The organism is Curvibacter sp. Hmag1.1 (genome assembly GCF_059769165.1).
The window spans coordinates 73,147-99,435 of record NZ_JBMBGX010000003.1 but is presented as its reverse complement, the minus strand read 5'-3'; the positions used below and the strand labels follow the sequence as shown (position 1 = coordinate 99,435).

The 26,289-nt window shown below is 49.5% G+C and carries 19 protein-coding genes; 17 read left to right on the top strand and 2 right to left on the bottom strand.

What is annotated here, in order from left to right; translation table 11 throughout:
* Window positions 1-3 precede the first annotated feature (3 nt).
* From ACOAP0_RS19695 to ACOAP0_RS19665, 7 genes are all read left to right on the top strand, one after another.
* Window positions 4-2,631 (top strand): TraC family protein, encoded by a 2,628-nt coding sequence (locus tag ACOAP0_RS19695; RefSeq protein ID WP_498391540.1) that lies wholly within the window; start codon window positions 4-6, stop codon window positions 2,629-2,631.
* Window positions 2,628-3,014: a hypothetical protein gene (locus tag ACOAP0_RS19690; protein WP_498374725.1), complete on the top strand. Its 387-nt coding sequence runs from the start codon at window positions 2,628-2,630 to the stop codon at window positions 3,012-3,014. Before ACOAP0_RS19695 ends, ACOAP0_RS19690 begins: the two co-directional genes overlap by 4 nt.
* On the top strand, window positions 3,011-3,544 hold the full coding sequence (gene lepB, locus ACOAP0_RS19685) for a signal peptidase I (RefSeq protein WP_498374726.1): 534 nt from the start codon (window positions 3,011-3,013) through the stop codon (window positions 3,542-3,544). Before ACOAP0_RS19690 ends, lepB begins: the two co-directional genes overlap by 4 nt.
* On the top strand, window positions 3,544-4,584 hold the full coding sequence (gene traF, locus ACOAP0_RS19680; RefSeq protein ID WP_498391539.1) for a conjugal transfer protein TraF: 1,041 nt from the start codon (window positions 3,544-3,546) through the stop codon (window positions 4,582-4,584). The genes lepB and traF overlap by 1 nt, the downstream gene beginning before the upstream one ends.
* The gene (locus tag ACOAP0_RS19675; protein WP_498374728.1) at window positions 4,581-6,047 is read left to right on the top strand and encodes a conjugal transfer protein TraH; all 1,467 of its coding nucleotides are present in this window, start codon (window positions 4,581-4,583) and stop codon (window positions 6,045-6,047) included. The genes traF and ACOAP0_RS19675 overlap by 4 nt, the downstream gene beginning before the upstream one ends.
* A gap of 3 nt (window positions 6,048-6,050) precedes the next feature.
* Window positions 6,051-9,122, top strand: a complete 3,072-nt coding sequence (locus ACOAP0_RS19670; RefSeq protein WP_498391538.1) for a conjugal transfer protein TraG N-terminal domain-containing protein — start codon at window positions 6,051-6,053, stop codon at window positions 9,120-9,122.
* A gap of 90 nt (window positions 9,123-9,212) precedes the next feature.
* Complete coding sequence (locus tag ACOAP0_RS19665; RefSeq protein WP_498374730.1) at window positions 9,213-9,722, top strand: hypothetical protein; 510 nt, start codon at window positions 9,213-9,215, stop codon at window positions 9,720-9,722.
* A 505-nt stretch (window positions 9,723-10,227) separates the two neighbouring features.
* On the opposite strand, the gene ACOAP0_RS19660 is transcribed toward ACOAP0_RS19665, so the two are convergent.
* Window positions 10,228-10,875: a thioredoxin domain-containing protein gene (locus ACOAP0_RS19660; protein WP_498374731.1), complete on the bottom strand. Its 648-nt coding sequence runs from the start codon at window positions 10,873-10,875 to the stop codon at window positions 10,228-10,230.
* The gene (locus tag ACOAP0_RS19655; protein WP_498374732.1) at window positions 10,862-12,337 is read right to left on the bottom strand and encodes an ATPase, T2SS/T4P/T4SS family; all 1,476 of its coding nucleotides are present in this window, start codon (window positions 12,335-12,337) and stop codon (window positions 10,862-10,864) included. Before ACOAP0_RS19655 ends, ACOAP0_RS19660 begins: the two co-directional genes overlap by 14 nt.
* A 67-nt stretch (window positions 12,338-12,404) precedes the next feature.
* Between ACOAP0_RS19655 and ACOAP0_RS19650 the strand changes: the two genes are divergently transcribed.
* The 10 genes from ACOAP0_RS19650 to ACOAP0_RS19605 all read left to right on the top strand — a co-directional run bounded on the left by ACOAP0_RS19650 (window position 12,405) and on the right by ACOAP0_RS19605 (window position 26,234).
* On the top strand, window positions 12,405-13,514 hold the full coding sequence (locus ACOAP0_RS19650) for an SEL1-like repeat protein (RefSeq protein WP_498374733.1): 1,110 nt from the start codon (window positions 12,405-12,407) through the stop codon (window positions 13,512-13,514).
* A complete protein-coding gene (locus tag ACOAP0_RS19645; RefSeq protein WP_498391537.1) occupies window positions 13,511-14,050 on the top strand; it encodes a hypothetical protein in 540 nt (179 codons plus the stop codon). The genes ACOAP0_RS19650 and ACOAP0_RS19645 overlap by 4 nt, the downstream gene beginning before the upstream one ends.
* Window positions 14,051-16,159: 2,109 nt before the next feature.
* On the top strand, window positions 16,160-17,587 hold the full coding sequence (gene traN / locus ACOAP0_RS19640; protein ID WP_498374751.1) for a conjugal transfer protein TraN: 1,428 nt from the start codon (window positions 16,160-16,162) through the stop codon (window positions 17,585-17,587).
* 1 nt (window position 17,588) lies between these two features.
* Window positions 17,589-17,915 carry a hypothetical protein gene (locus ACOAP0_RS19635; RefSeq protein ID WP_498374736.1) on the top strand — a complete coding sequence of 109 codons (327 nt, stop codon included), beginning with the start codon at window positions 17,589-17,591 and terminating at the stop codon, window positions 17,913-17,915.
* Window positions 17,912-18,802 carry a hypothetical protein gene (locus ACOAP0_RS19630; RefSeq protein ID WP_498374737.1) on the top strand — a complete coding sequence of 297 codons (891 nt, stop codon included), beginning with the start codon at window positions 17,912-17,914 and terminating at the stop codon, window positions 18,800-18,802. The genes ACOAP0_RS19635 and ACOAP0_RS19630 overlap by 4 nt, the downstream gene beginning before the upstream one ends.
* Before the next feature lie 992 nt (window positions 18,803-19,794).
* Window positions 19,795-20,787, top strand: a complete 993-nt coding sequence (locus ACOAP0_RS19625) for a hypothetical protein (protein WP_498374738.1) — start codon at window positions 19,795-19,797, stop codon at window positions 20,785-20,787.
* On the top strand, window positions 20,784-22,034 hold the full coding sequence (locus ACOAP0_RS19620; protein WP_498374739.1) for a cytochrome P450: 1,251 nt from the start codon (window positions 20,784-20,786) through the stop codon (window positions 22,032-22,034). The genes ACOAP0_RS19625 and ACOAP0_RS19620 overlap by 4 nt, the downstream gene beginning before the upstream one ends.
* On the top strand, window positions 22,031-23,311 hold the full coding sequence (locus ACOAP0_RS19615; protein WP_498374740.1) for a PLP-dependent aminotransferase family protein: 1,281 nt from the start codon (window positions 22,031-22,033) through the stop codon (window positions 23,309-23,311). Before ACOAP0_RS19620 ends, ACOAP0_RS19615 begins: the two co-directional genes overlap by 4 nt.
* Complete coding sequence (locus tag ACOAP0_RS19610) at window positions 23,308-24,498, top strand: glycosyltransferase family 9 protein (protein ID WP_498391536.1); 1,191 nt, start codon at window positions 23,308-23,310, stop codon at window positions 24,496-24,498. Before ACOAP0_RS19615 ends, ACOAP0_RS19610 begins: the two co-directional genes overlap by 4 nt.
* Window positions 24,498-26,234, top strand: coding sequence for a carbamoyltransferase family protein (locus ACOAP0_RS19605; protein WP_498374741.1), 1,737 nt, complete (start codon window positions 24,498-24,500; stop codon window positions 26,232-26,234). The genes ACOAP0_RS19610 and ACOAP0_RS19605 overlap by 1 nt, the downstream gene beginning before the upstream one ends.
* The last annotated feature ends 55 nt before the right edge of the window (window positions 26,235-26,289 follow it).

The window sequence follows — 26,289 nt, the reverse complement described above, 5'->3', positions numbered from 1 at the left end:
CCAATGAGAGTACGCGCCCCTTCGTTGGCAGTCGCACCGGCATCGCTGATTGTTGGCCAAGAAGCCGTTGCGCGCGATCACCTGATCCTAACCAAATTGGAGCCATCCGACCCCGTAATGTTGGGATGTGCATACCTTTGCGCACCTCTTACGGGAGGCGGAGCCTCAATGGGCGATGCATTGGAGGCGTTGCTAAAAGAACTGCCAGAACAGACGGTGCTGCAGTGTGTGCAGATTATCGCGACGGACCACCACGCTGTTTCCATGTACCGAGAAGGCAAAGACTCAGAAAACCCTTTTATCGCCGAACTGGTAAACCGACAGGCACGCATTTTCGAAAAAATGAAGGAACCTGGTTGGTCAGATACAACCCCCATGCTTAACCAGCGGCATGTTCTTTTAACGTTGTCGACACCGTGCGACGCCACCGATCCCACAGACGATGACATACAAGATGCCCTTCGGCATCAGCTTACCTTTCGCGCAACATTAGAACAGTCGTTCAAATATGAAATATTGCCAGCAGAGCAAGTTCAAGCGTACCAACGTTTGCAGCTGAAACCGTTCTCAGAATTTGAAACATTCGATCTCGATCCCGACGTTGAATTAAATCGTCAGGCGTTTCCGACCGGCGATATCTTTGACTGTCAAGACCCCTATGCAGTTGTAGTCAACCAAGATACCTGGATAGCAGGACTGGCAATTCAGGCTTACCCGAAACCGCCTAACAGTGTGTTCTTTGGGATCATGAACATGCTGTCGGGCGCGAACTTCGAAGGTCCTGATGTACTGGAAGGTGAAGGAAAACGCGTGAGCGGCCCCGTGATGTTTGTAACGACCATTGTTGTTGAGAAGCAAGCCGCCCATATTGAGAGAACTAGAAACTCTTTAAATTCGCGATCTCCAACCGCGATGGCCCAGAAAGAGAAGGAGGTTATTTCCTTGGGATTTGAGGATACGCCGGCCGTCCGCAGAGACCTTGAATATATGAAACAGCGATGCATTGACGGAGGCGATCGCTTTGTAAGAGTTTCCGTGGACTCGTTCGTGTATGGCAAAACAAGAGACGCTATCGTATCCTCGCTCGCCACGCTCAGGGGCACATACAGCCAACTTAAATTTACCGTGCGAACAGTCACTGTGAATACCGGAGTTCGGCTCAGCAATTGCCTGTTATTGAACCACAGCCAGGCCGTAGCGGCTCGACTGCACAACGATCGGCTAATGCCTTCAAGTTCCGCGTCATGTTTGTTGCCCGTCTACGGTGACTTCACGGGTTTTCGATCACGCGGCAATAAAGGTTATGGTTATATGACGGTAACTAGGCGCGGGCAAGCCCATTTCTTCGATCCATTTGCCAGCAATAATCCGCACGGGCTTCTTCTCGGTAGCACTGGTAGTGGTAAGTCAGTAACCGCACAACAATTTGAGAGAGATCTGTTGGCCCAAGGAATACGCGTCATCGTTCTCGAAGTCGGCGCATCTCAAGCTGCACTCGCTCAAATCGTTTCTTCTTCCTCACCCGGCTATGCGCAATACAACGAATTTGGGAGTTTACAAGGTCAATTTAGGCCAAATCTGAACCCTTACCTTGGGTTGGATGCCGACGATTTTGAAATCTATAAGCAAAGCATCGTGGCGATCTTCACGCTCATGGCTTATGGTTCCGAGAGAGCAAGCGGTGATGCCAAGATTGCGATGAACGAAGCATGCACAGCAGCTTGGAACCAAAAAGGCGCACAGGCTACAGGCCATGATGTATTGGCCGCTCTTGAAAATATTCGCAGTGCGGCGCAAGAAAATGCTACCAAAAACGGGCCAGACAAAGTAACCAGCGAAGCTATTGATCTTATTCCTCGTTTACGTGCATTTTTAGATGCCCCAGCCAGAGGAGGATATTTCAAAGGCGGTGCGCAGTATGAAGTGAATGCCCAATTCATAGTTAATGAGCTAAAAGGTGTCGGTGACGATCCGCACCTGCAGTTAGTAGTTCTATTTGCGTTATTTTTCAAAATCAAGGTGCAGCTTGATGTGATGCCTGGAAGGACTGTTGTCCTGATGGATGAATGTACAGACCTGCTCAAAGTCCCAGCTGCAGGCGATGCTATCGAAAGCTTGTATCGCAAAGGGCGTAAGGATGGAATTGCAGTGTGGCTCTCCACGCAACGCCCGACAGACCTGTTGCTGTCTGAGGCTGGAAAAGTGGCAAAAAGTCTTGCTGCCTGGAGGCTGTTGCTTAAATTTCAAGAGCAGGACGTTGACGCAGCGTTGGAGGTTTTCGCAGACATTGGAAAAGATCCATATCTCAAAAAACTTTTCGGGTCACTGCAATTTAGAGCAGGCGAATTCAGCGAACTTCTGACCATTGGTAACGGAGCCTATGAGGTTAGCCGTATTTATTTGGATCACTATAGTCTTACAGCTTTCCAAACTGAGGCCGATCATAGATTGAAACTTTTCGCACAGCTAAATCTAGGTCGCCCTGCTATGGAGATCATTGATGAAATGGCTGGCGAGACAGTTCGTCGCGCAAAAGGATACGTTGAACGATTTGCTCAGGCTATCGGGCAACTCGGTCCTGCTGATGAAAAAGCGGTGGTCGAATTGCTTCTGGAAAGGTTGCGCAAATGAGTCCTTTGAAAATCATAGTGGTTGCATTTGCGGTGATTGGATATTCAGTTGCCTTATTTACAGCGGCGGTTCTTTGGGAGCGAAGCCACCACAATCAGCCTCTTGTAGCCGAGGTAGACAAAGAAACAATCATTTACCAGGCGATATCGGATCACCCTGATATGAGCGGCGATGACTTGGCATCCGCAATTGAAGAGCCAATGGTGACTTTTTTGAATAGCTGGGTTGAAAAGGGCTATGTCATTTACTCGATTCGTTCTGATGCTAACGGCAAGAAGCAGTTGGCAATAGAAGCTATGCCTCCCGCCGTTGATCTGACAGAACTGCTGGAGCAGGTTGTCAACGCCGCTTTGGTCAAGAAAGCAACTAAAGCAGCTCCATGAGACACGCGACAAGACAGGAACCCGGGAGGTCGAGTCAACTGAAGGCCCCGTCATTTTTATGGTACCTGCGTTATCTTCCAGTGTTGCTGCTGGGCTTGTACGTTGCGCTCCCCGTGCATGTTGGCGTGGACATGCAAAAGGAGCGCTGCCTGCAGGATAAATGGCTTTACGTTCTTCTCGAACAAACAGGCTTTGCCCCAAGAAAAGGAGACCTCGTATTTTTCCCTCGTGAGGGCCCGCTAGCGTATGTCCAAGCGGATTACATCGGCAAAAAAGTCGTGGGCATACCAGGAGATCAGGTACGCGTTGATAGTCAAGGCAAGGTATGGGTTAATAGTGTACTTGTTGGAGAAGGTTTTCCGTTGTCACCCATGTACAGGGTGTCTCCTGAACATTTTTTCGAGTCTGTGCAAACCATTCCCCAAGGTCAAGTTTTTGTCATGGGTGATCACCCTCAGAGTAACGATTCGAGATACTGGGGTACGTTACCAATCAAAAAAATCCGTGGCCAAATGTGGGGGATTTTTTGATGTCTATGTTCAAAGTACTTCTGATCTGGGCTCTGCTCGTCTCTGGTGTGGCATGTGCCCAAGGGGTGGCGCAATCAAACAATGCCTCGCCAACTATAAATTCAGAACAGCGGCGTCCGCAACTTCTGGAAGGCTACGCAGACGCATTCACTTATTACGAACCGCTGCCAAGAACCAAGCCGCAAACTGCAATCGCGCCAAAGGTAAGTGCCCCCATACCGGCAACAGCACTGAGACAGGATCAAGCGGTTGATTTTGATTGGCTAAAGGAAAATTATGCGCTTTTACAGAAGCGCGCATTCAACAATCCGGATAACAAAGATAGCGTCCTCGCCTTCGCCTATACGCAAAGAATTCTGATGGACAAGGCGCAGCGCTTCGATGACGCGATGTATGAGGCAGTGCGTACTGACCCCTATCTCAACGAGTTCAATCGTCTCCCAACGTTCTGGACGCAAGGTGCAAAAACAATATTGAATATAGAGCAAAAGGCCCGATCGCGTGCCGCCAGTGAATTAAGTGCTATCGGCGGCCTTCTGGTGTTCGTTGACGGGCAATGTCGATTTTGCGACAGTCAATTAGCCGTTCTGAAAACCATGCGCTCAGTGAACAACATGCAGTTTTTAGCAATCAGCACGGATGGTACGGCTCCACCACAAGCAAAAGGCGAAACGGTCCAAAAGGATAACGGTCTTTTTCGAAAACTCCATCTTCAGCTCACGCCGACCGTGGTCTATGTCCCACGACCCAAAGCCTACGATGGGAAAACGGCTAACGATCCGAACGAATATTTCATTATTGCCCAAGGCTACTACGGGGTCGCCGAACTGGAGAAAATGCTCGCGTTTTCCGCCTTCAAATCAGGAAAATACCTCAGTGCCGAAGTCAGACGCGATCTTGATGTGTGGAGTACAGGTGTCGCAAGTAATGCAGATTTACAAAATCTTAAACTCGATTCCAATCGACCAGAAGAGTTTAAAACGCGCGTTGAGCCCCTGCTACGCAAGCAGTACCCCAGTGTTGGAGGTGTCCCTCAATGAAGAAGCGGATTATCACTGCATCAGCAGCCATTATTTTTTCAGGGAATTTGGCCGCCGGCATGCTTGGTGACCTGAACTCCATGTACATGAGCAACACAACAGCACCCTCGACGTTCACGACTGCTGACAGGATGGGTGTAATGGGTGGGTCTTATCAGATGCGTGCGCCCGTAAAGAATGTCATTCTTTTCGCCGTTGATCCGCCACGCTTGGACGCAGGATGCAACGGTATCGATATGCACGGTGGAAGCTTCAGTTTCATTAACACCGACCAGCTAGCGGACATTTTCAGGAAAATCATATCGAACGCCAAAGGCTTAGTCTTTGCCTCTGCTATTCGGGCTATCAATCCCGGCCTCTATGATTTGATGCAGCAGTTCAAAACCTATCTGCACAACTTGAATTCGCTGGCCCAAAATACCTGCAAGATGGCGCAAAGCATCGTTGATCCGATTGACAGGAAACTACAAGATGCAGTAAGCGGGCCTGGTGGCCAAGGTGTCGTGAGCAATGGCGGCGGGATATTCTCTGATACGTTTGACCAGCTGACCCAGTTTTTTGCTAATCAGAATGATTCGTTCGCTAAGAGCGCACCATTTAACCCGCAATCGGGTAATACGTTGGTTAAAGCTACCGTAGCTTCAAGGGCTACTAGAAATCTTGGTGTTGCAGGAATTGGTGACGGATCTTCTGATGACCCCAGTGATCCTAATAGTTACAGTAACCGGCTTCTTTATTCCCTGCTTGGTGTAGAGGTGACCGGAGCAAACTGTCGAACCGGCAATGAGGATGGATCTACCAACAACGTCAACAGTCAAGGATCGGGGCAAGTCAGCTGCAAAATCAACGCAACGCTCAGTTTGCAAAACTTGTTTGATGGTGGTGGGACGCAATCACCTAAGAGTAACGTTCCTTTAAAACTTCTGCATTGTGACAATCCTGGCGGGTCCTCCGTGCCGGCAGGCGGCGTAGACTCGCAAATCTGCACCAACATGTCTACGCAAGATTTTCAGTATGCTGGAATTCTTGGCCATGTGAATACAACCATATTTGGCGATCCCACCGGCACGACGGTGCTGCCAGGCTCGATCCTCGGAAAGCTTCTCGATAATAGTTCTGCAAAATTTACGCCAAACCAGTTGAAGTTCAATCACGCAATTGATGTCAACATTATTGCCTTACTGTCCAAAGTCAAATCAGCCCAGCGCACGGCCGTTGCGTCGAAACTCAGTGAGCACATTGCACATTGCATGGCCGCACAAATTGGCTCCGCCTTGTACAGTTCGGCTCGCGAGGTTGGGTCACGCACAAGCTACAAATTCCTCGACGTCAAAGAACCGATGAACAAGTTGGCGAATGACACTCGGCAATACAGCCAGTTGTGCGCGTCCAGCAATGCGTCACTGGACGTGATGCATCAAATTGTGTTGGCCACACAGATTAACGCAACGGCACGGCGGTAAAGCATGGATACGATTTACATGCCTGGCTCCGAAATCGGGCTCATGACGGTTATGTTGAATGCTGTGGCTATGATTTGTAACAGCGCAACACTAATTTGGTCCGTCGCCCTGGTAGCCTCGGTCTGGCTCACCTTGAAGGGCGTCGCATCGGCCCCCGTAATGCGGTGGCAGAGCCTCCAAACTGGATTGATGGGTGGCCTTATTGCAATGCTGATGGCCTCCTTTCTAACGAACCCTGCAATGAAGCGCTCAGTCAATGTGCAAAGCAGTACCAGCGGAGTTGTCGCAAGGGTTGACAACATACCCGCCATATTGAGTTTGCCGTACACCCTCCCTTCTGCAATTGTGTATGACGCCCAGGGCTTAATCACCACGGCTATCAGTAACGTCAACCCACCATACGATCAACTCAGCGTGGACTCCAACGGCTTGGTTAACCCACTTAAAAGTTTGCTTAATCTGAGGTCGGTTGCGGTCAAAACAGGGGCTCTAGAGTCTGAAATCAGTGAGGTTGTCAGTGCTTGTTTATCTAGCGACAGTGGGCTGCAAGCAACTGATTTTGCAACTATTGGGCGGCTAGTAATGAACTCCGGCAATACAGGGGCAAGCAGTACTCAGACGGTTGAGATTCCAAGTATCACAAAACTGCCCACCAACATCGGAGCGCTGCTGTACCAAGCAGCTCAAAATACAACTGACAAAGTTCCTGGATATGTTCTCGCATCTGACCCATCTATGGTTTTGAGCTGTCCCGATGCAGTTAACGCAGTTAAATCTGACATAGCAAATACGCTATCGTCCGCAGATTTCCAAAAGTGGATCACAGGGTCAGTCAATGCTTCCGATACGCTTAACCCAAACGGATCACCAACCTTCACAGAACTAGTAGCTAAGTACGGTGCGTCCAGGCAGATGACGGTGGCCAACTACGTAACGAACGCAGCAGCCAACGCTAATGCGGATGTGATTAACATGGCATTTTATGAGTTGGTCGATAGCCAACTTAACTGCCTACGGGCATCCGGTGAAACCAAATCAGCATGTTTGGCCACTGCAAGTCAAACCATTGAAATGGAACGGAAGAATCTTAATGACGCTGCCAACATGTCAGCGTCTCAAGCGTATATGTCACAGTTTGGGCCGCAGATCTTGAGTTTGCTAATGGTGCTCAGTCCGTTTCTTTTCATGTTTGCCATGTTTTCGGGTGTGACCGCAGGAGCAAAACTTGGGCGGGTGATAGGTTACGTAGTCGTTCCACTGGTAATGCCGGCATTGGTGGCCGAGGCGGTCAATGCAATGGTGCTGTACAAGTTCGCATCGTTTTTGAACCAGCTGACTGGTGGCGCTTTTCTTTCTCATTCGTTGGTAAATGAGGCCTACAAAGAGCTTTCCATCAATATTGGAATCGCGTCCTCCGTAATGTCGTCCATGCCTGTTGTCATACTGGGTTTGATTGGCCTGTCTGAAGCTGCCTCAAAATCTTATGACAAGTCAGTCGCAGCGGCTTCATCCTCAACGAATTCAACAACCCCGCAGCTCACCGAAACAGGGCCTGTCTTGGCTACGCGTGCAGCCGGCAACATTCATCCCAATTTGCAAGGTGGGGCCGTCCTGCACGGTAGCGGCGCATCAGATCCAGCTGCGGCTGGCACGCTCATGAGCCTGGCGCGATCGGTAACACAGAGTACTAATGATGCTCGGTTGAGAGAAGTAAGCGTTTCTACTGCATCCAATTGGGTACAAGACATTAGTCGTTCTTTTCATAGTGGAACCTCAAAACAGACTGGTGTTGGAACAGACCTGCATTCGGCAGTGCGCAAGAGCCTTGAGTCCACGCAAGGTGCATTGACTTCAATTGGGCAAGATAGTCGGTATTCGACAGATAAAGTGAACAATAGGAACTCGGCAGTATCAGTTGGGGCAGACCTGAAAGGTGGGGTTCCACTATTGGGTGGCGGAGGCGGCGGTGTCAAATTAGGGGTCAGTGTTGGAGGCACCACGAGTGCTGGTGCTACAGACATCGCATCTGTCGGTCAAACTACCACATCCCACTCCTCTGCAGACCAAGCAAACCGTCTCACCAAAGCAATGTCAAGTGACTTCGTCAAAAAAGCTTACCAAAACGCAAGTAAAGAAGAGCGCGAAGCCTTCGACAAGATATTCCGCCAAACACGAACTGCCGCCCAGACACTAAGCAATCGGGATAGCACATCAGAATCGGCCGGAACCAGCTCCGAGCTGCGAAAGCAGGTTGCAGTTGAAAGCGCTAAAGCCGATGCTGACACTGTCGCTACGGCAGTCAAAACTAATTCGGATTTCAGGTTCGCAGCGTTGGAAGCGGAAATGGCTGCAAACCAAAATCCAGTGCTTAGCAAGGCATTTCAAAGGGAATTGCAAGCAATGCAAACCGGAGGGCGCCCCGGCGCCTCGATTTCAGATAGCGCGTCCAGAAATGCCATTGCAACAATGCGCGCTTTGGGACAGGTTGCTTCTGATGAAAAACCTTCAGCAGAGCGTGACATTGCCCAACAACATTTACTCAACATGTTCGCAGGGCTGAATCACCAACGTCTCGATGCTTTCAAAGCACCGCAAGGTAGTCTCGGTATTTCCGTAGCATCTGCTCAGACAAGTTCAGAGCAAACTCGCAGCCAAGTTGAGGGTAAAGTGTTGCCTCATAAATCTGTTGGTAAAACTGGAGGAAGGGCTAGCTCAACAGGACACAGCCCAGCTTCAGCCCCCTCTTCCGGATCTGCACCTGCAGGCCGGAACTTGCCTCCCCCGCGCGGCAAAAACACCACGCCAACATTGCCTGTCTTGGACAACTTACCATCTGAGTTTCAGAATGTTGTGAATACTGTGAAACAGGGTTCTATTCAGCGCATTACTTCAAGAGCAACGTCACAAGATGCCCTGGACTCGGCACGACGCAATGCTGGCGAAGTGGGTTTAGTCTCTACAGATACCAGTCCTGCAAAGGGCACCGTCCGCCGAGCTGCTGGGAATGCATCGAACGCCGCTCTAGACGACCAAACTCCCGTTGAATTGCATCGCCGCAAGCCAACGGGAAAATAAAATCATAAGTTAACGACCGACATCCCAAACACTTGACCAAGATGCTATAAAGGCGTAAAGTGAATTCTTAATCAATATCAGGAGTAATGTATGAAGCCAAAAGAATTCATACCTTATCTATTCTCTTTACCATTCTTGTATCTGGAGTATCTCCACGTCAATGCGTATGTATCACACGGTTTGTACATAGAGCCAGTTTTCGGTTCTGCAATTTTGTTGTTTATGGCTACAGGGGTTCATTTATTGGTGAAAACACTAATAAATGGGCGATATGTGTCCAAAAGCCAGCATCAACACTTCGACTTTTGGGGAAAAAAGACATTTGCCGGCGCTGTTGGTCCTGGTCAAATTGATCCGGTAACCGAAACAGTCAACACTTTTGTTACGGGTTCCACCTTTGGCCAGCGGCAGATTGATACATTTGTCACAACGGTCAATACTTATGGCGCGGGTTCCTCCTTTGGGTCGGGGCAGACCGACCCAATTGGCTCTGCATTCAATTCTTACGGAATTGGCTCGATTGCCCCCGGGCAGTTCGACTCAGTGACCGGAGCAATAAACGCGTGCGGTTTTTCACAATCCCCAGGTTCAAGCTGTTAAGTCACCAATTCATCGGATCAGTATTGGCGGCACTCTGCACCAAATCCTTTAACTTTCTCCCAGAAGCGGCCCTTGCGCGCTTTTCCTCAATTTGTCGCGTTACCTCCCGCACACTAACACCTCGTCGAAAGAGTGTCATGTAAACCGTTTGTCTGGTGACTTCATACGTTTGGGCTATGGTAGTCAGGGGAATACCTTTGCGAAAAAGTCGCTCCCACCATGAATGTCGACGTTGTACAACCCATTCCGCTGTTATCCCTGATTTAACTCGAAATCGGTAAACTTTTGAATGCGTAAGGCCTAGTTCTCTGGCAATTAGGACGTCAGGGTAACCGCGGTAAAATCCACGCTGCAAAGCAGAAACCTGACTCTCGTCTAATTTTTTCATGTCCCGTATGCGCGCCTGCACTGAATTAATGCTCACCAATTGTACATTGCAGGACAATCTTATTTGATATTGTTTAAGTCACCTTGCACCCATCAATAAATTGCGTGAAATTGCAATTCATAGGGACATTGAGATGATGCCGTTGATTAGTGCCGAGAACACTTCTGGATTGCCCTGAGTGAACTCAGGGGTCACAACGTAGGTGCCGACGACCGCAACAGCGGGGGTGTTGGTGATTTTCAGTTGCGCCTGCATGTCAAGCAGGCGAACGCATGCCGCTTCGATGTCAGTGCGTCGCTGTGACACTTTTTGTAGCAAATCAGGCATCTTTGCAAGCAGCGCCAGTTGGGACATGCCAGACCAATGGTTTGTATCGATGCCTTGATCCTGCACCGCTTTGAATGACATCTCCACAAATTCTGTTAGGCGTTGTGGTTGTGTCAGGCGTACTGTTTCATACGCAAGTGCATATCCGATACCGTCTTTGTGATTGATCACTGGCGTTAATGCAAAAATCCTTTGCTTTGGAAGTGATGCCGCGAGGTTCAAAAAAAACGGCATGTATTGCCTTGAAAAAGGACAGGAAGGCGAAAAGTAGACGCGGACAGTTTTTGCCTCTCCCTTGTACGGTTTGACCTCAAGGTACGGTTTGGCCAACTCTTGCTGCGCTGGCGCTTGTGATCGAGCCCATTGAGCGAACCCTGAGAGCCCGCCGGCCAAGACCACAAGTCCCAGCTCACGTCGTTTACGGTTAGGCACTTGCATCTGTCAGCTCCTTGTCCAGAAAATTCATTGCCTCAACGTGCGTCATGCTGAGACGCATTGCTATTTGCGCAACGCGTGTCTTGAAGTCTTGTGCCCGCAGTGCGGTGCCTAACTTATGACATCCATCAAATTTCGCGCCTCGCTCCAGAAGCGTTCTAAATCCAGCCTGTGCTAGTGTCTCAAATTGAGGTTGCTGTGTTGCAAGCTCAAATATGCGTGTCTCATCCAGCGAACAGATTGCTTCTTCCATACCCAGGTCTACCGCAAGTCCCTCCAGTACGGGCACCACGGGCTCGCTTCTAAGCTTTGCATGATCAGCCGCCTCTTTGATGGTGTCCTTCGAGTGAACAATGCCATTGGCGGTTAGCCATAAACGTTCCTCTTCAGTAATCCGGCGTTCTATGCAGTCGTCAGTCTCGTATACCCGCAGAAGACGCACTGCAACGATGAAGCGCAATACCTGTGCAATTCGCATCGCGGGGCTGTCTACATTCTTTGCTAGATCTACTGCGCGCGTGATGGTTTTGACGGTATCGATTGTGTGAACTGTTGCCAGCACTAGGTGACCGGATTGCGCTGCTTGAATAGCGGTTTCCATGGTTTCTGAGTCGCGTATTTCGCCAACCAATATGACACGCGGATGTGCACGCAATAGAGCTCGAAGTCCGGAAGCGAAATTGATAATTCCTCCCACCTCAAGCTGTACGTGTGCTGACTTGGGCGCCAACTCGTATTCGACCGGATTTTCAATGGTCCCAATGATCAACGTTCCATCGTTGAGATAGGACAGCATCGCATTGAGTAGCGTAGTTTTTCCGGACCCTGTGGGGCCTGTTACCAAAATCAACCCATCGGCACTGTTTAGCGCGCGCATAAGTGCAGTTCTCAGCACACCGCTCATATGGATGTCTTGTAGTGCCGGCGCACGCTGCTGATCCAGCTGGCGCAGAATGAATGCCCACCCGTTGAACGTTTTTGCGTATTGAACCCGTACGTTAATCAGGTACCATTTTCTGTCCGGATCTTCCACTCCAAGACCCCGGTCATTGACAAATCTTGCCGGTAGTTCCATGGAGAAGCGGGTTGACCCAAGGTCCGGAGTCATCCCACCTTGTGGGGTATTCGTTAAGGCGAAAAGCTTTTCTCTAAATTTCTGGATGATTTCATCATCTGCCCATACGGTGCGGTTGACCTGAGAAGAGCCCAACTCTGACGAAATCACAATCTGACCTTGTGAGGCAGTCAAATGAACATCCGAGCCTTTGTAAAGTACAAGTTCGACAAGAAGGTTGCGCAATAGTTTCGCCACCTGTACACGCGGATCGTCATCGTTTCCCGGCGCGATGAACATGACACGCCTAGCGTCATTCGGTGCCAATGCATCTAGCTCTGGATATGAGGGTGGCTCTGCACCGCTTATGACGAAGTTTTGGTTCACTAAATCGCCTTGCAAATATTGCATTTCAAATGCATAGTAATATATACTAAATTTTCATATTTGCTTGCTCTAACAATCAAGCACATTCTTCATGCCTTTTTTTTATGATCAACTGAAGCTGCACAGGCGCCGGTCAATGGCTGCGGGATACGCTATGACGGCTCTGGTAGGTGTATTGGTAGTTCAATCTGGTTCGGCTCAAACGATCACTAAGTCACAAGCAAATACTGGGAATTCACTTAGTACGCAACTAGACACTGCAGAATTTAGAGATCTGAAAGACGCTGTGAAGGCCCAAAACGCTGGCGTCCTATCTCGGATACAGCAAAGCGACACTGTCAAAGAGGTGTTCAATGATTTGCGCTACGGGAAACATCTGGTACGCAATGCTGAGCGCGGTGAAATCATCATTGCTGCTGCTATCAATTTACAGCGAGGAATTGACGTCTCTAAAAACCTGGCCGTAATCAGAGACTATGCACGTCGCGATTATGCTGAAGCACAAAATATCCTCGGTTTTTATCATGAGTATGGGCTCAACAACTTTTCGCGCGATATTGCTCGCGCGAAGGAGTTCTACAGCGCATCCGCTCAGTCCGGTTATGCGGCAGCACGCCTAAACTTGGCTCTGCTTGCTCTCTACGGGAAAGAAAATGGCACAAGCAACCCACGTAACGCTCTGCTGGAACTCGCTCGCGCAAACGCCCATGAAATGGATTCGTCCGGGCGCGTCTGCGGTCTTGGAGCATTCATTGCCAATCGGATTGACAAAGCACAAGTCACGACATTTGCGGCTCGATGTTCATCCAGATTGGCCAAGATGGCGGCCGCAACCGTAAGGACTGATCTCACTCTTTCTGAACGCATTGATGACCTCAAGGGCGCCTATGCACTCGGAGTTATAGACGGATTGTATGCAATTCTTGAAATAACCAGCAAAATCAATTCGCCAGAAGCACTGACCCAAAATTGTCGGTACCGGCAAGTCATCGATGCACTGCAGCACAAACCTTTACCAGTTCAGATTTGCAATGCGGACCCGTCCACAAAAGCGTTTGTGATGATGGAAGTCCAAGCTCTAGAACGCCAGCGACAGTCACCAGGCATTCATCTTTCATGGGCAGTACCGTATTTACCCTTTTCTGTTATCGACGAAACCTATTTCGCGAATGCCATTAAGCAAAAAGAGGGGACACCGTGAAGACCAAGCCGCTCATATCGATTGGATTGATTGTGAGTTGCATGACAGTTTTAGTATTGCGCGTTTACGCCAATGACATAGTTGAGCAACCCGGCGTTGTTGGCATCAATCCAAATCACCCCTTCGTTAAGGCGCTGACTGATGGCTCGGTTCGTGTACCTTTAGAGAAGACACCGGAGACTGAGCAGATCGCAGCTGCAGTACTCGCAAAAACTGGCAGCAGCGCTACTTTGTACCTTGTTGCAAAGCGCATCGAAAGGTTCAGCAATCAAAAAACATGCGGCCGCATTGTTTTTGCCATTGGTCAAGGCATGGAGGTATTTAGTCAACTTGGTGGCCAGCTCAATATTTGTGAAGACGGTAGGCCCCCCTGGAAAACCTGCGACCCAGGCAAGCCACTGATTCCTGCAGACGTCCTCTGTACTGACGGCAAAGTGCCGCAGGATACCTTAGAGGTTAAGACCGCCATTGATCGGGCAGTCGAATCTGGTTCGTTTTCACATGAGCAGGCAAAACAAAAATTCTTTGCAAATTGAACTTATGGTCCACGCCGTAAACCAAATTTTGCGATCAGTTCTGAAACTTGCTCCTATTGCAGGACTAGCACTTTTGTCTTCTGTTGGCACTTTTGCCCAAACAGCAGCTACAACTCAGCAGGCGTTGGATTTTGCTAATACGTTAGCGCCGCAAAATACAAAGCAAATCGCAAATCCTTCGGCTCTGCCTGGGGGTGGTACTGTGCCTTCATCGATGCCTAGTGGTCTTGGAATGTTTTCAAGCCCATCAACCACGTTTGACCAATTCCAAAAGGCCAAGGCCAGCGGGTTGACTTTCATGGGGCAACAAGCCCAACGAAACTGCGCCAGCTATTCGCAAGGCACCGATCCCAGCAAAGACGAGGAGTGTCAGGCGATCAACGTGCTGACAACCCGATGCATGTATCCGTCGAATTCACAACAAGCCGTGTTGGGTAACTACGGCCAGAACCAAGGTTCAGCGGCGAATTGTGAGGGCACGTATGGGGCTAATGCACAGAACAGCGGATACGCCGAACAAATCTCAGCAAATGATTCGATGTTTAGACAAACATCAAAAAGTGCACTAACGACCCAGCTAAAAAACATGGATGTGTGCACTCCTCAAACGGTAGAGACCTCCCCAGCGCAATATGAAACACAAGTATGTATACAAAGTCAAGACACCTCTATTCAATCTTGTTCGCAATATACGAACATTACCGTCGAAACGACGACGACGAGTGCAACCAAAACCAATTTTTGTCCTCAGGGAATCCGATCCGGGGATTATTGTCAGTACGATAGCACTGGCGCAGCGAAACAGGAATTGGTTTGTCCTTTTGGTTTCAATCTTTCGGGCACCTCATGCACCAAGACAACCACAACGTCAGCCACGCCCATATATAGTTGCCCCAGCGGAGCTGTGCTAACTGGCTCCACTTGCTCGACAAGCACCTCTAGTTCTACTGCCGCCAACATAGCGAGTTATTCCTGCCCAGCTGGCGCCAGCTTGTCTGGTTCTAATTGCCTCACTACCAGTACACAAGTAGCCACCATTGCCAGTTATGCTTGTTCAAGTGGGCAAAATTTAATTGGCTCAACTTGCAATTCGACATCTAATTCCATTCTGCCAGCAACAACAACCTACTCTTGCCCAACTGACTACAGCAAATCAGGCTCATTGTGTACATATACAAACACAACTGCGGCTACCCCGAATTTCACATGCCCAAAGGGCTATACGACCAATTATCACAATTGTTCGATGGCAACGACAGTAGCTGCAAACGCAACATATAGTTGCCCAGCCGAAACAGTGCAAACATCTCCGAGTACTTGCATGTTAAGTTATTTGTCTAACGGTTGGTGCCCCGCATTGTCAGTACCATTTCTCTACCAATATGACTTGCAGCCAGGTGATGCGGATCAGACTGTCTGTGTTTACGGTTCACAAACAAACTACTCATGCCCGATTGGGCAAACGCTGTCAGGCGCGACATGTAATGGTACCGTCACAACAACAGCAACCATAGGTAGTTATACATGTCCAACTGGTTCAACACTTTCTGGTAGCAGTTGCTTAACCACGATATCTTCTACTGCTACTATTACTTACTCTTGTCCGCCCGGTCAAAATCTCAGCGGTTCGACTTGCACCCAGACCATTACAACTTCAAATCCCGCCACACCAATATACGGTTGCCAATCAGACTTCAATCTTTCCGGAACAACCTGCACAAAGACAATCACAACGTCAGCCTCACCAGTCTATAGCTGCCCCAGCGGATCTATTTTAAATGGCTCTACTTGCTCGACAAATACTACTAGCTCTACCTCAGCCAACATTGTCAGCTACTCCTGTCCAATTGATACTGTCTTATCTGGTTCAATCTGCGAAACAACAGTTTCGCAGAATCCGTCAATCATATATTCATGCCCTAGCGGATCGACACTTTCAGGTAGTACATGTTCCTCTACTATCACGATTCCAATGACGATCCAGTATTCATGCGTCGATGGGAGTGCCGCTGTAAATGGATACTGCATATTTAAATCTAGCAAGCTGTCGTGGGTGTCAACGTGTACAGCTTATGAAAACAGCGCCGGACAACTTTTGGGAACGCCGTGATGTTAAAACGCGTTTCCTTTATTGCCATATTGCTATTCACAGTGAATGCGTCATCACAGACATACGCACCAGGTCAATGTCGTCAAATACCGGACAGCAAAACATGTATTGATCAGATGCCGTGCAAAACAACGTCTAAGGGAGATACAGTTTGCTTGCAAGATGCAACAATCCCCATCGGGGCATTAACTGTCGCTCAATCCTGCTGGCAGTATAGTTATAAATATGCTTGTGTTGATCCTGGTACGAATGTTGACACATGCAAGCCGCTATCAAGTAATCCAGCTTGTTCTATGCAAAAGACAGACTGTATTTCTAAAACTGCCGAATCTGGTGCTTGCAATCAGTGGCAATATACATATTCATGCCAAACAAAAGCACCACAGCAGACTACGCAACTCATTTGCTCAAATGGTGCCCTGTCCGGTGGACCGCAAATACCGGCGAATTCAAAAGCGAATCAGAGTTTCTCAAAAGCAGCCCTGGCTATGGAAATTGCACGTCAGGCAAGTGTTTATGGTGAAGGTGGCAACAACATGTTCGCCGGTGTTAGCGAGAGTTGCAAAACTGGTTATTTTGGAATTAAAGACTGCTGCAAAAGCTCACCTGGTGCCAAATCCAATTCCCAGGCAATGTCACTTGCGCTATCGGGTGCATTTTCAGTGTCCAAATACGCAGGAGCTAAAGCAATAGACACCGTATCACCGTACGTATTTGATACCATGTACAAATCAAATCAATTCACTGCGGGTATGGCAAGTAGTATAGCTGCAACCGGTAACTCTAGTATTGTTCAGAATTCAGAACATCTTGTTACAGGCACTAATTTTGCGAGCAATGGCTTAACATTGAGTGCCTATGGTTTTACATATGGAACTGGCGCGGCCAGCGCTGCTGGTTCGGGCTTTATGAATGCTTCTCAAACTTTATGGGAATCCCAAGCTGGGTCCGGCTACGTAACATTTAATCCCTATATTTTTGCCGCCAATGTTGCCATTCAGATAATTACTGATCTTGCGTCTTGCAGTGCAGATGAACAACTGTTGGCACTACACCGCGGAGCTAACCTAAGCGTTTTCATAAGGCAGTTCTGCTCCAACAAAATACCAATATTAGATACATGTATTGAATGGACATCTGAATACTGTAGTTACAACAGTATTTTGGCTAAAATAATTGATACTCAGGGCAAAATTCAAATGGGTCGATCACTTTTCGATTGTGCCGGACTAACAATTGAAGACGTGTCAAAGATAGATTTTTCGAAAATTGATTTCTCAGAGTTCACGCAAAGTATGCTTAACCAAGCAAAGAATAACGATCCCTCGGATATTAAGGGGAGCTATCAAAAAACGTACGAAGGCAATTTATTCAAGGGCAGCGCCCAAGGAAATAATTCAGCAAATCCAACCATGCAAGGCAAATAACATGCTTTATTCAATAAATCGGAGAAATATCATTCTAACTGGCATCCCAATAATTGCCATTCTTGCTTTAATGAGCTTTCTTTTAGTTGCTTTAGCACGCCTTTATGGAATGCAAAACGAGATCAACTTAGCAAAAAAAGAAATGTCGGAACTATCCGAAAAAATTATAACCATCGAAAACACAAATCGAAAGAACAAAGAAAATGTTCTTGATTTTGAAATGAAACTTAATGGTGCTTGGGCTGAACGAAACGCGTTTGCGATACAGGCGAAATCATGTACAGATATTAAAAAAACGTTAGTCAAAAAAGGATTAATAAAACCATGATGAAGATCCTCATTGCAATAGTAGGACTTTCTTTAAGCAATCTGGTTTACGCTACAGATGTGCAACGTCTAACATTTGATGAAGCGGATGTATTCATTGTTAGGCGGTCTGATATATGGACTCCGAACGAAATTGAGTCCAAAAATCTTAAGCTACCTATTAAAAATCGAAATTTCACATTCTATTTTTATGACGATGCTAATCAATCAAAATTAGGAACCCCAACTGGAAACGGTAACATACCGGAAAACCCTATTGCTCAAGCGATTGTTCCTGAAATTAAGAAACGTAAAGCGAGTCCGGACAGATCAGGAAATTGGGAATATATACAACAAAGCCTGCTTATTCAGTCAGGAGACATTAAGCCTTTTTTACATGCACATCGCAAAATTTACGAATATTCGGTGATTAAGGCCGGAGATCCTGAAAAGCTCGTATCTAAGGTGAAAACTCAGTCTTTCTTTGGCGATGCTCTGAGCATCTTTACGATGGTCGGCTTAGGCGCGAAGCTTGGATCTGAGTTTGCAACAGGCATTGGCGGATCGGCCATGAATGATATTGCGGACCTACCTAGATCTCTCGCTACGATCGCAATCCCCGTTTCGTTAGATGGCTTGGATATTGATGCATTACCTGAATACAAGATTTTAGAATTCAAGCGTATTGGACCTAGAGAAAAGGTATGGGCCAATGGTGCAATTTTGATTGCATACAAACAAGAACGTACACTGGAACTTGCACAGGACCTGTTTATCCGTTCAATTCCTACCGCGCTGGGAATTGATACTACTGAAGAGGCGGTTGATGCTGCCCGTGAAGCCGATTTTCAGGCCAGAAAAGCGATATGGACACGCTGCGTAGCTGCTGCGGACGACCGTTGCAAATAGTCGATATATTTTTTTAGTATTTTTGAGAAACTGTCGACTTTATGCTACTTAAATATTTTCGGTATAACGATCATTTAACTTTGTTTCGCAAGCGGATGTCTTTCTAACGGGTGTAACGGCTGTCAACCCAAGGGGGCCAGGGGGATATCAAATAAATTCTTTATGGCTGACTATGAATCCAAATGTGGTAAACAACTGACAGTTGATGGGTATAGAGCACTTGCTTCAAACAACAAAGCTTTTGCGATCTGAAATGCCGTCATTGAAAAGTCAATTCAATGCCCACCGAAGTCTTTTAACTATCGTTGATTGGTAGAAATGAACCCTTGTAAATTTTGAAACAAAGCTAATCTCCAATAAGTCGGTCCCGCAAAATTCAGAATTAGGTGGTGCGGCGTAAATGGTTAAACACTAATTCTAAGGCTTGCCCGCCCTCATTAGTTCATTATTCAAGCAGCAGCCAAAGTTTGCACCGGCATAGTGGCCTTGTTTGGACTGGAGCAGCTCGCAGAGTTCGAATTGGAATGGGTGGCCAATTTTATTGGAATATACACGTCAGATGAAATCGGATTGATCAATCGCCGCATCAGGGGTAGTTGTTCAGACCTTTCCCAGGTACCGAAATCAACTTCTTTTCGCCAGAATTGTATTTGACTGAACAAATAAGATGATTTCAAGATCTTTATTTTGATCAAATAAACGATCCACAAAATCAAAAATAGTGGCTCGGTTTGAAGAGTGCATCAACAGTAGATTGAATGCCAAAGAAGTAGCCTGCTACTTTGGAATCGTGGACTTTTATGCGAAGTTTGATTGCGGTCGACAGAGAAAATTCTGGCGGCGCAGACCGTAGTGCGCTTACCCCGGAGATAGGAAAGATGACTAAAGCCCTTCTGAGCGTTTCTGAGGCCCATCTCCGGAGGTCACTCACGTCGCTATCGCTAAATCTTCGGAAAAGGTCGGACTTTGTCCGTCCAGATGTGCCAAGGTTTGTGTCTTATGATCAATTGCGTCAACCAAACGGGGTGGTGGTAGGGCGAAAGAAGGTGATCCTCATGTCGGGCGGATGTTCGGTACCAACATGCACGATGTGCCCCTTCACAAATGAGAACAACTATCGCCTCGGACGCTCCCCAGCTGCGCTTTTGGAGCAGGTGGACGCGGTCTTAGCGCGTACTACGGGGGAGCCTGATTACTCAGTGCTGGCGCTCTACAACGACGGTTCATTCTTCGCGCCACGCGAGATTCCACACACTGTGCAATTGCAGATTGCTGAGCGTGTAGCTGCTGCAGGGATCACGCACCTCATTGTGGAATCTCTGCCGCAATTTATTACTGATGAGGCTTTAGGCCCTTTCGTTCAAAAGCTTGGGCAGGTGAAGTTAGAGATCGGCGTCGGGCTGCAGTCATCGGATGACCTAGTCCGCGAAACACTGGTCAATACAAAGATCACGAAGCTGGCTTTTGAGCGAGCTCTGGTGGTAATGCGTGAGCATCTGGTTGTTCCAAAAATCTATCTAATGATCAAGCCACCGCTCTTGACGGATGGTGAGGCAATTACGGACGTAGTGCAGTCGGTCACCTACGTACGCGATTTGGGAATTGAAGGAGTCACTCTGTGTCCTACCAGAGTATCTCGCCAAACGGTTGCTTGGTACCTTTATGAGAATGGCATGTACCAACCACCGAACCTTTGGACTGTAGTTGAAGCGGTACGAAGTGCACATAATATTGCAGCAGTGCGGGTGGCATGCATTAACCTGCGCGGCACCGACTTTGAGTCTGTCTTCCCGAGTAGTTGCCCAGCGTGCGCAGATGGCATTGTCGACGCTCTGATGCGCTACAGCGAAAGTGGTGACCTATCTGACCTGCCATTGTCTTGCAATTGCCGGCCGGACATTGCACCTACTCCAATCGATCATGACGCGATCGTGGCAAGAGGTCTAAACGCACTTGCGACGAGCTGCACTAAGGTTGCCGCGTGATTTCTTCGGCGCAGCCCCGCTTGGTCGAAGGTGCAAGCGGTGAGTTTTATGCAGACCCGGTTGCATTTTTACTGCGCCGGCACCGTGAGTACGGAGATATGTTTGCGGTTGAACTTGACGGAGTTCCGACCGCAATATTTGGCGGTCAATTTGGAGCGGCAGTTCTGTTCAGAGCAGAACGCGACCATTTGGCTGTTTACAACACACCGTTGGTACACGAACTTTTTGGCCGAGCCATATTCAACCTTTCCGGCGGGCCACATCGTCAGGCACAACAATTGTTGCGAAGTGCGGTGACGGGCAAATCCCTGCGAGTCATGACTCCAGCTATTAAAGAACTCGCAGAGAGCCATGTCGAGCGATGGTCAGAAATCGGCCCGTTTGAAATCTACGAGGCGGCCCGCGAGTTCACCCTCGAAGTATGCTCTAGCTTGATTCTAGGCCTGCCACCTTGCGGCGGAGACGCTCAGTATTTCCCCGATTTGTTTTCCGCATTTGTTGATGCGACTGATGTGGATTCCCGCACCCGCGTCGAAAGTCCGATATACCGACGAGGGTGGGCCGCCGCTAACGAGTTACGCGACATGGTTGCCCGACAGGTGGTTGCACTATCTGGCGCACCAGGCCCGAATATGCTTTCGAATTTCGTGGCGAATGGGTACACCACACTGTTGGATGTTGGGGATCATATGTTGGCAGCGATGATCGCCGCTCGAGAGACAACTGCCAGCCTTCTGACTTGGTTGTTGATTGAACTCGCCCAGTCGGCCACTGCAGCGAATGCAATAGCCAACGAGATCTGCGTAGCTGAAGGGGCAGTCCCACCCACTTTACGGTCCATGTTGTGGGAAACCGAGCGGCGGCACTCGCCAAACGTTCTCAGCCGTCGAAAAGTACTCGTGGAACTGGCCACGCCGTATGGGGTAATTCCGCAGGGCTGGTGCGCGGCATACTCGCCGTCGGTGAACCATTTGCAAGCCGACCTTTCCGACGATCCTGAGTCTTTCATAGGAAATCGGTTTAACGATGTGCGAAGCGCAACAGGACTGCTGACCTTCGGGCGGGGTGTGCATGCCTGCCCTGGTAAGCAGTTCGCTGAATTGCTAGCTGTCACTTTAGCGAAAGCGGTTTTGGGCGCTCACCGAATTAGCCTAGCCGGGCCAGCTCCAAGTATGGTCCGATATCTGCCCGTCAAGGCCCCAGCCTGCCCAGTCCAGGTAGTTCTGCACCGTCGGGAGATTACGTGAAAAACTCGAAGCTTGTAGAGCTTGTCGATTTAGTAGAGCGATTTCACAGACACAGTATGAGTCGTCTGCACTTGATTCCCAGCGAGAACACGTTGGGTACAGCAGCACGGTTGCCCTACGTCTCCGATGTGCTGCAGCGCTACAGTTTTCCTACTACCGGCCCCAATTGGGCCTGGCCAGGTAACGACGATCTCGCCATGATCGAGCGCTCTGCAGCGGAAGGTCTTCGTACTTTGCTGGGCGCGTCGTTTGTCAATATAAAGCCCGTGTCAGGCCTCAACGCTATGACAGTCGCGATATCCGCACTATCTCACCCCGGAGGAACGGTTCTGAGCATCGATGAGACCGACGGAGGCCATGGTTCTACCCGCTTTATCACCCGTCAGCTCGGCCGTAGCCACCACTGCCTGCCGTTTGATCCGAAACGATACACCGTCGACGTAGACGCCTTGCACTCGCTTGTTAATTCCCGGAATTTGGCCGGTCCGGTGCTGGTATACCTTGATAATTTCATGTGCCTATTCCCGCACGACCTGCCTGCAATTCGAGCAGCCGTTGGACCAGCATCGGTTATATGCTACGACGGCTCACATGTGCTTGGGCTGATTGTCGGTGGACAATTCCAGAACCCACTCGGTGAAGGCGCCGATGTCCTAACAGCCTCGACCCACAAGTCGTTTCCTGGACCGCACAAGGGTTTACTTGCCACGAACAGTAGCCATTTTGCCGGGTGCATTGACACGCATGCAGGGCACTGGGTGTCACATCACCACTCCGCGGACGTTGCGGCCCTAGCTATTACCGTCGCAGACCTTCATGAAACCGGTAATTCGTACGCTAAGAAGACCGTCACCAACGCTCAGACCCTGGCTGCGGCTTTGGAGACATTAGGTTTCACGGTCTGCGGAGCCGACCTTGGATTCACTCGCTCGCATCAGGTGTGGATTGATGTGGCACCAATCATTAAGCCAGCTGAAGGCAGCAGATTGTTGCTAAACGCGGGGATCGTCGTAAACGCTATTGAAGTGCCGTATCTCGCAGCGGGGGTAGGTTTGCGCCTCGGCGTGCAGGAGGTCACCAGGCGGGGAATGGGCAGTGCAGAAATGATAGAAATCGCCTCCATCATTGGTGCGGTGCTAATCGATCGCGTGGATGTTGGCCGCGCTGGCGACCGAGTCGCTACCTTGCTTAACTGCTATCCCTGCAGCGACGGGATGCTACTTCAACCGCTCATTGAAATCGTCCGAGCCGGCTTATTAAAGAACGCCCCAACATGACTCAACCCGAAACCTTATGCAGAAGTGAGCTCCAACATCAGAAATTCGCATGGAAGTCCGACTGCCGGTATTTTGCCGGGGGCCTTCCTTGCAAGTATCTCCGCGCTTGTCCCAGTTGTCCAAACTATGCGCCAATCCAAAAGCGTGTTCTGATCGTAATGCTCGGATTGCTTGGCGACATGCTAATAGCGTCACCACTTCCAGCTCGGATAAAACGCGAAAACCCGGCAACACACATCACTTGGCTTGTTGACGAAGCTTGCGCACCCATTTTGAGGATGAATCCAGATATTGACCGTATCCTACTTTTCGATTGGCACACAGTGACCCATTTGATGTCCGAGAGGTTCACGGCTGTCTACAGTTTCGAGCGAAGTCCGTCGGCGGCAAGCCTCGTCGACCGTATTTCAGCAGACCATAAAGCCGGTCTTGCTTACGGCGGCTCTCAGAACGGGCTGTACGCCCTAGGCGACGCTGCTGCACACTTTTTTCTATTAAATACGTGGAACGATTATCGAACCCGGTTGAATACCACCACGTGGACAGAGTTGTACTTTTCCATTGCGGGCTTCAAATACCAGCAGGAGCCATACGTGTTGCACGTTCCTCCACTCGCTCTCGCAAGGGTAGCCGGGATGCTTCCTGTCACAGATCGCCCGCGAGTTTGCCTGAACTTAGGCGGATCCCTATCTACCAAGATATGGCCTGCTGCACATTGGCTCTCGCTTGGATTTGCCTTGCTGGAGCAAGACTGCGAACTCGTTATCACTGGTGGTCCTACTGACGAAATTAATTGTCAATCCTTGCATCGCGGACTGAGCTTTCGCGATTATTGTGGCGGCCGAGTGCACTACTCCCCAATGTCGATCGAAGAATTCGCAGCCGTCGTCCCCCGTTGCGACGTTGTCGTTACCGGAGATTCTTTCGGCTTCCATCTCGCTTTGGCACATTCGACACCATGTGTGCTGTTACTCGGACCAAGCAATGGCGCAGAGGTCATCCCAAAACATGTAACGACCGTAGCCGCCCTCCGGAGCCCCCTGCCTTGTTCGCCGTGCGCACATCAGGTCACCTGCGGCGGAGTCGGTGGCTGCATGGAATCGATAAGCCCCACCGAAGTCTTGGCTGAGACCCGCCGCTTACTTATTAGCAGCGCTGACCGCAAAGTTATGGGAGTGAACAGTTGATGGGCTACATCCTAGGACTTGGTGGTCCCTATTATCACGACGCGTCTGCGTGTCTAGTAGACACTAACGGGAATATTGTTGCCTTCGTCGAAGAAGAGCGCTTTTCGCGCCGCAAGCACCATAAAGACTCCCGCTCATGCGCCAACGCCGCCGCGTTTTGTCTTGCGAAAGCCGGCATTGCTCTACAGGATCTCGATGAGATTGCAATTGCATTCAATCCTAAGTGGCCAGATATGGCCGAATACATTGTCGACCGCGAATTGATAAGGGAATTACTTAATCCCGATAAATTTGACGGAGCAACAGTCAAACAGCTGACCTGCATACCACACCACATTTCCCATGCTGCCTCAGCGTTTTATCCTTCTGGCTTCACAGAAGCGGCAGTATTGGTCATTGATGGTTCGGGCGACGGCGTTTCAGCTAGTCTTTTTCACGGTACTCGTTCGGGGCTGACCGCCCTGCGCCAGTACCCGTTCACACAGTCTTTGGGCTGGTTCTACGAGACCGTCGCTGAACACCTGGGCTTGGGCGATTGGACCAGTACTGGAAAACTTATGGGTCTGGCCGCCTACGGTCAGCCCATATACGATTTCGATTTCCTGAGGGCCGACAGTAATGATGGATATCGACTAGATTTGACCGGATACGGGCTGCCGCCGAACCGTGGGCGCGATACTGACTACTCGAATCTCGAATACTACCGCGCCCTTAAACGAGCCTATGAAGCGGCTTACACCGACTTGGGTGTTCCGGCCCACCACCGTAAAGGGTCGTATTGCTCACGCACCGGACGTATAGTTACCGACTCAAGTTTTTCCCAAGCTCAAGCTGATCTAGCTGCCTCAGCTCAGCACGCTCTAGAGCAACACCTGTTGACTCTTGCCCAGATCGCGATGCGTGAAACCAATTGCAACCGACTGTGTATCGCGGGCGGTATTGGACTTAACTGCTCCGCCAATGGAGTTCTATACCAACACTCTGGTGCCACCGAAATATTCGTGCAACCCGCAGCCGGTGATGCTGGCTGTGCCATCGGCGCCGCACTGGAATGCGTTCGCCGAAAAGGCAGCCTCAAGATACCCGGTGCGCGGCAGAGAATTTCAGCTTGGGGCCCCGCCTTCACCGACGCTCAGATCTCCGACACTTTGCGCGAGAATAAGATCAGCCATACCTGCCACGGTGACGGCATTGCCGCGATAGCTGCTAGACACATCGCCCAGGGACAGGTAATTGGCTGGTTCCAAGGGCCTGCGGAAGCGGGCCCACGCGCCCTTGGCAACCGCAGCATACTCGGCGACCCACGCAACGTCGCCACGCGCGACCGCATTAATCGTGACATAAAACGACGTGAATTGTGGCGCCCTCTTGCTCCGAGCATCCTTACCAGCGCAGCTAACGCCTACATAAGCAACCCCGGCCCCGCCGACTTCATGATAGTTGCTTATCAGGCAACCGAAGATGGCGCCACTCAGATACCAGCAACCGTGCACGTCGATGGGAGCTTGCGTCCCCAAACCGTTGATCCAAGAACACAGCCTCGATATGCCGACTTGCTTAGTGGTCTAGCAAAGGAGACTGGAGTGCCAGCCGTGCTAAATACTTCGTTCAATCACGAAGCCGAACCTGTCGTTTGTACTCCGACCGACGCATTGCGAACTTTCTATTCCACTCCGCTAGATGCGCTCGCCATTGGCGGAATCTTGATAACAAAGGAGCACCTAAGTGGTGTCTGATATGCCTTTCAACGCGACTTGGAAGTCGCGACGCTAGACGGACACAAGCCAAGGA

Excerpts from the sequence above, each read along its gene's own strand:
- ACOAP0_RS19695 (WP_498391540.1), top strand. The coding sequence starts at position 4 with ATGAGAGTACGCGCCCCTTCGTTGGCAGTCGCACCGGCATCGCTGATT.
- ACOAP0_RS19690 (WP_498374725.1), top strand. The coding sequence starts at position 2,628 with ATGAGTCCTTTGAAAATCATAGTGGTTGCATTTGCGGTGATTGGATAT.
- lepB (WP_498374726.1), top strand. The coding sequence starts at position 3,011 with ATGAGACACGCGACAAGACAGGAACCCGGGAGGTCGAGTCAACTGAAG.
- traF (WP_498391539.1), top strand. The coding sequence starts at position 3,544 with ATGTCTATGTTCAAAGTACTTCTGATCTGGGCTCTGCTCGTCTCTGGT.
- ACOAP0_RS19675 (WP_498374728.1), top strand. The coding sequence starts at position 4,581 with ATGAAGAAGCGGATTATCACTGCATCAGCAGCCATTATTTTTTCAGGG.
- ACOAP0_RS19670 (WP_498391538.1), top strand. The coding sequence starts at position 6,051 with ATGGATACGATTTACATGCCTGGCTCCGAAATCGGGCTCATGACGGTT.
- ACOAP0_RS19665 (WP_498374730.1), top strand. The coding sequence starts at position 9,213 with ATGAAGCCAAAAGAATTCATACCTTATCTATTCTCTTTACCATTCTTG.
- ACOAP0_RS19660 (WP_498374731.1), bottom strand. The coding sequence starts at position 10,875 with ATGCAAGTGCCTAACCGTAAACGACGTGAGCTGGGACTTGTGGTCTTG.
- ACOAP0_RS19655 (WP_498374732.1), bottom strand. The coding sequence starts at position 12,337 with ATGCAATATTTGCAAGGCGATTTAGTGAACCAAAACTTCGTCATAAGC.
- ACOAP0_RS19650 (WP_498374733.1), top strand. The coding sequence starts at position 12,405 with ATGCCTTTTTTTTATGATCAACTGAAGCTGCACAGGCGCCGGTCAATG.
- traN (WP_498374751.1), top strand. The coding sequence starts at position 16,160 with ATGTTAAAACGCGTTTCCTTTATTGCCATATTGCTATTCACAGTGAAT.
- ACOAP0_RS19635 (WP_498374736.1), top strand. The coding sequence starts at position 17,589 with ATGCTTTATTCAATAAATCGGAGAAATATCATTCTAACTGGCATCCCA.
- ACOAP0_RS19630 (WP_498374737.1), top strand. The coding sequence starts at position 17,912 with ATGATGAAGATCCTCATTGCAATAGTAGGACTTTCTTTAAGCAATCTG.
- ACOAP0_RS19610 (WP_498391536.1), top strand. The coding sequence starts at position 23,308 with ATGACTCAACCCGAAACCTTATGCAGAAGTGAGCTCCAACATCAGAAA.
- ACOAP0_RS19605 (WP_498374741.1), top strand. The coding sequence starts at position 24,498 with ATGGGCTACATCCTAGGACTTGGTGGTCCCTATTATCACGACGCGTCT.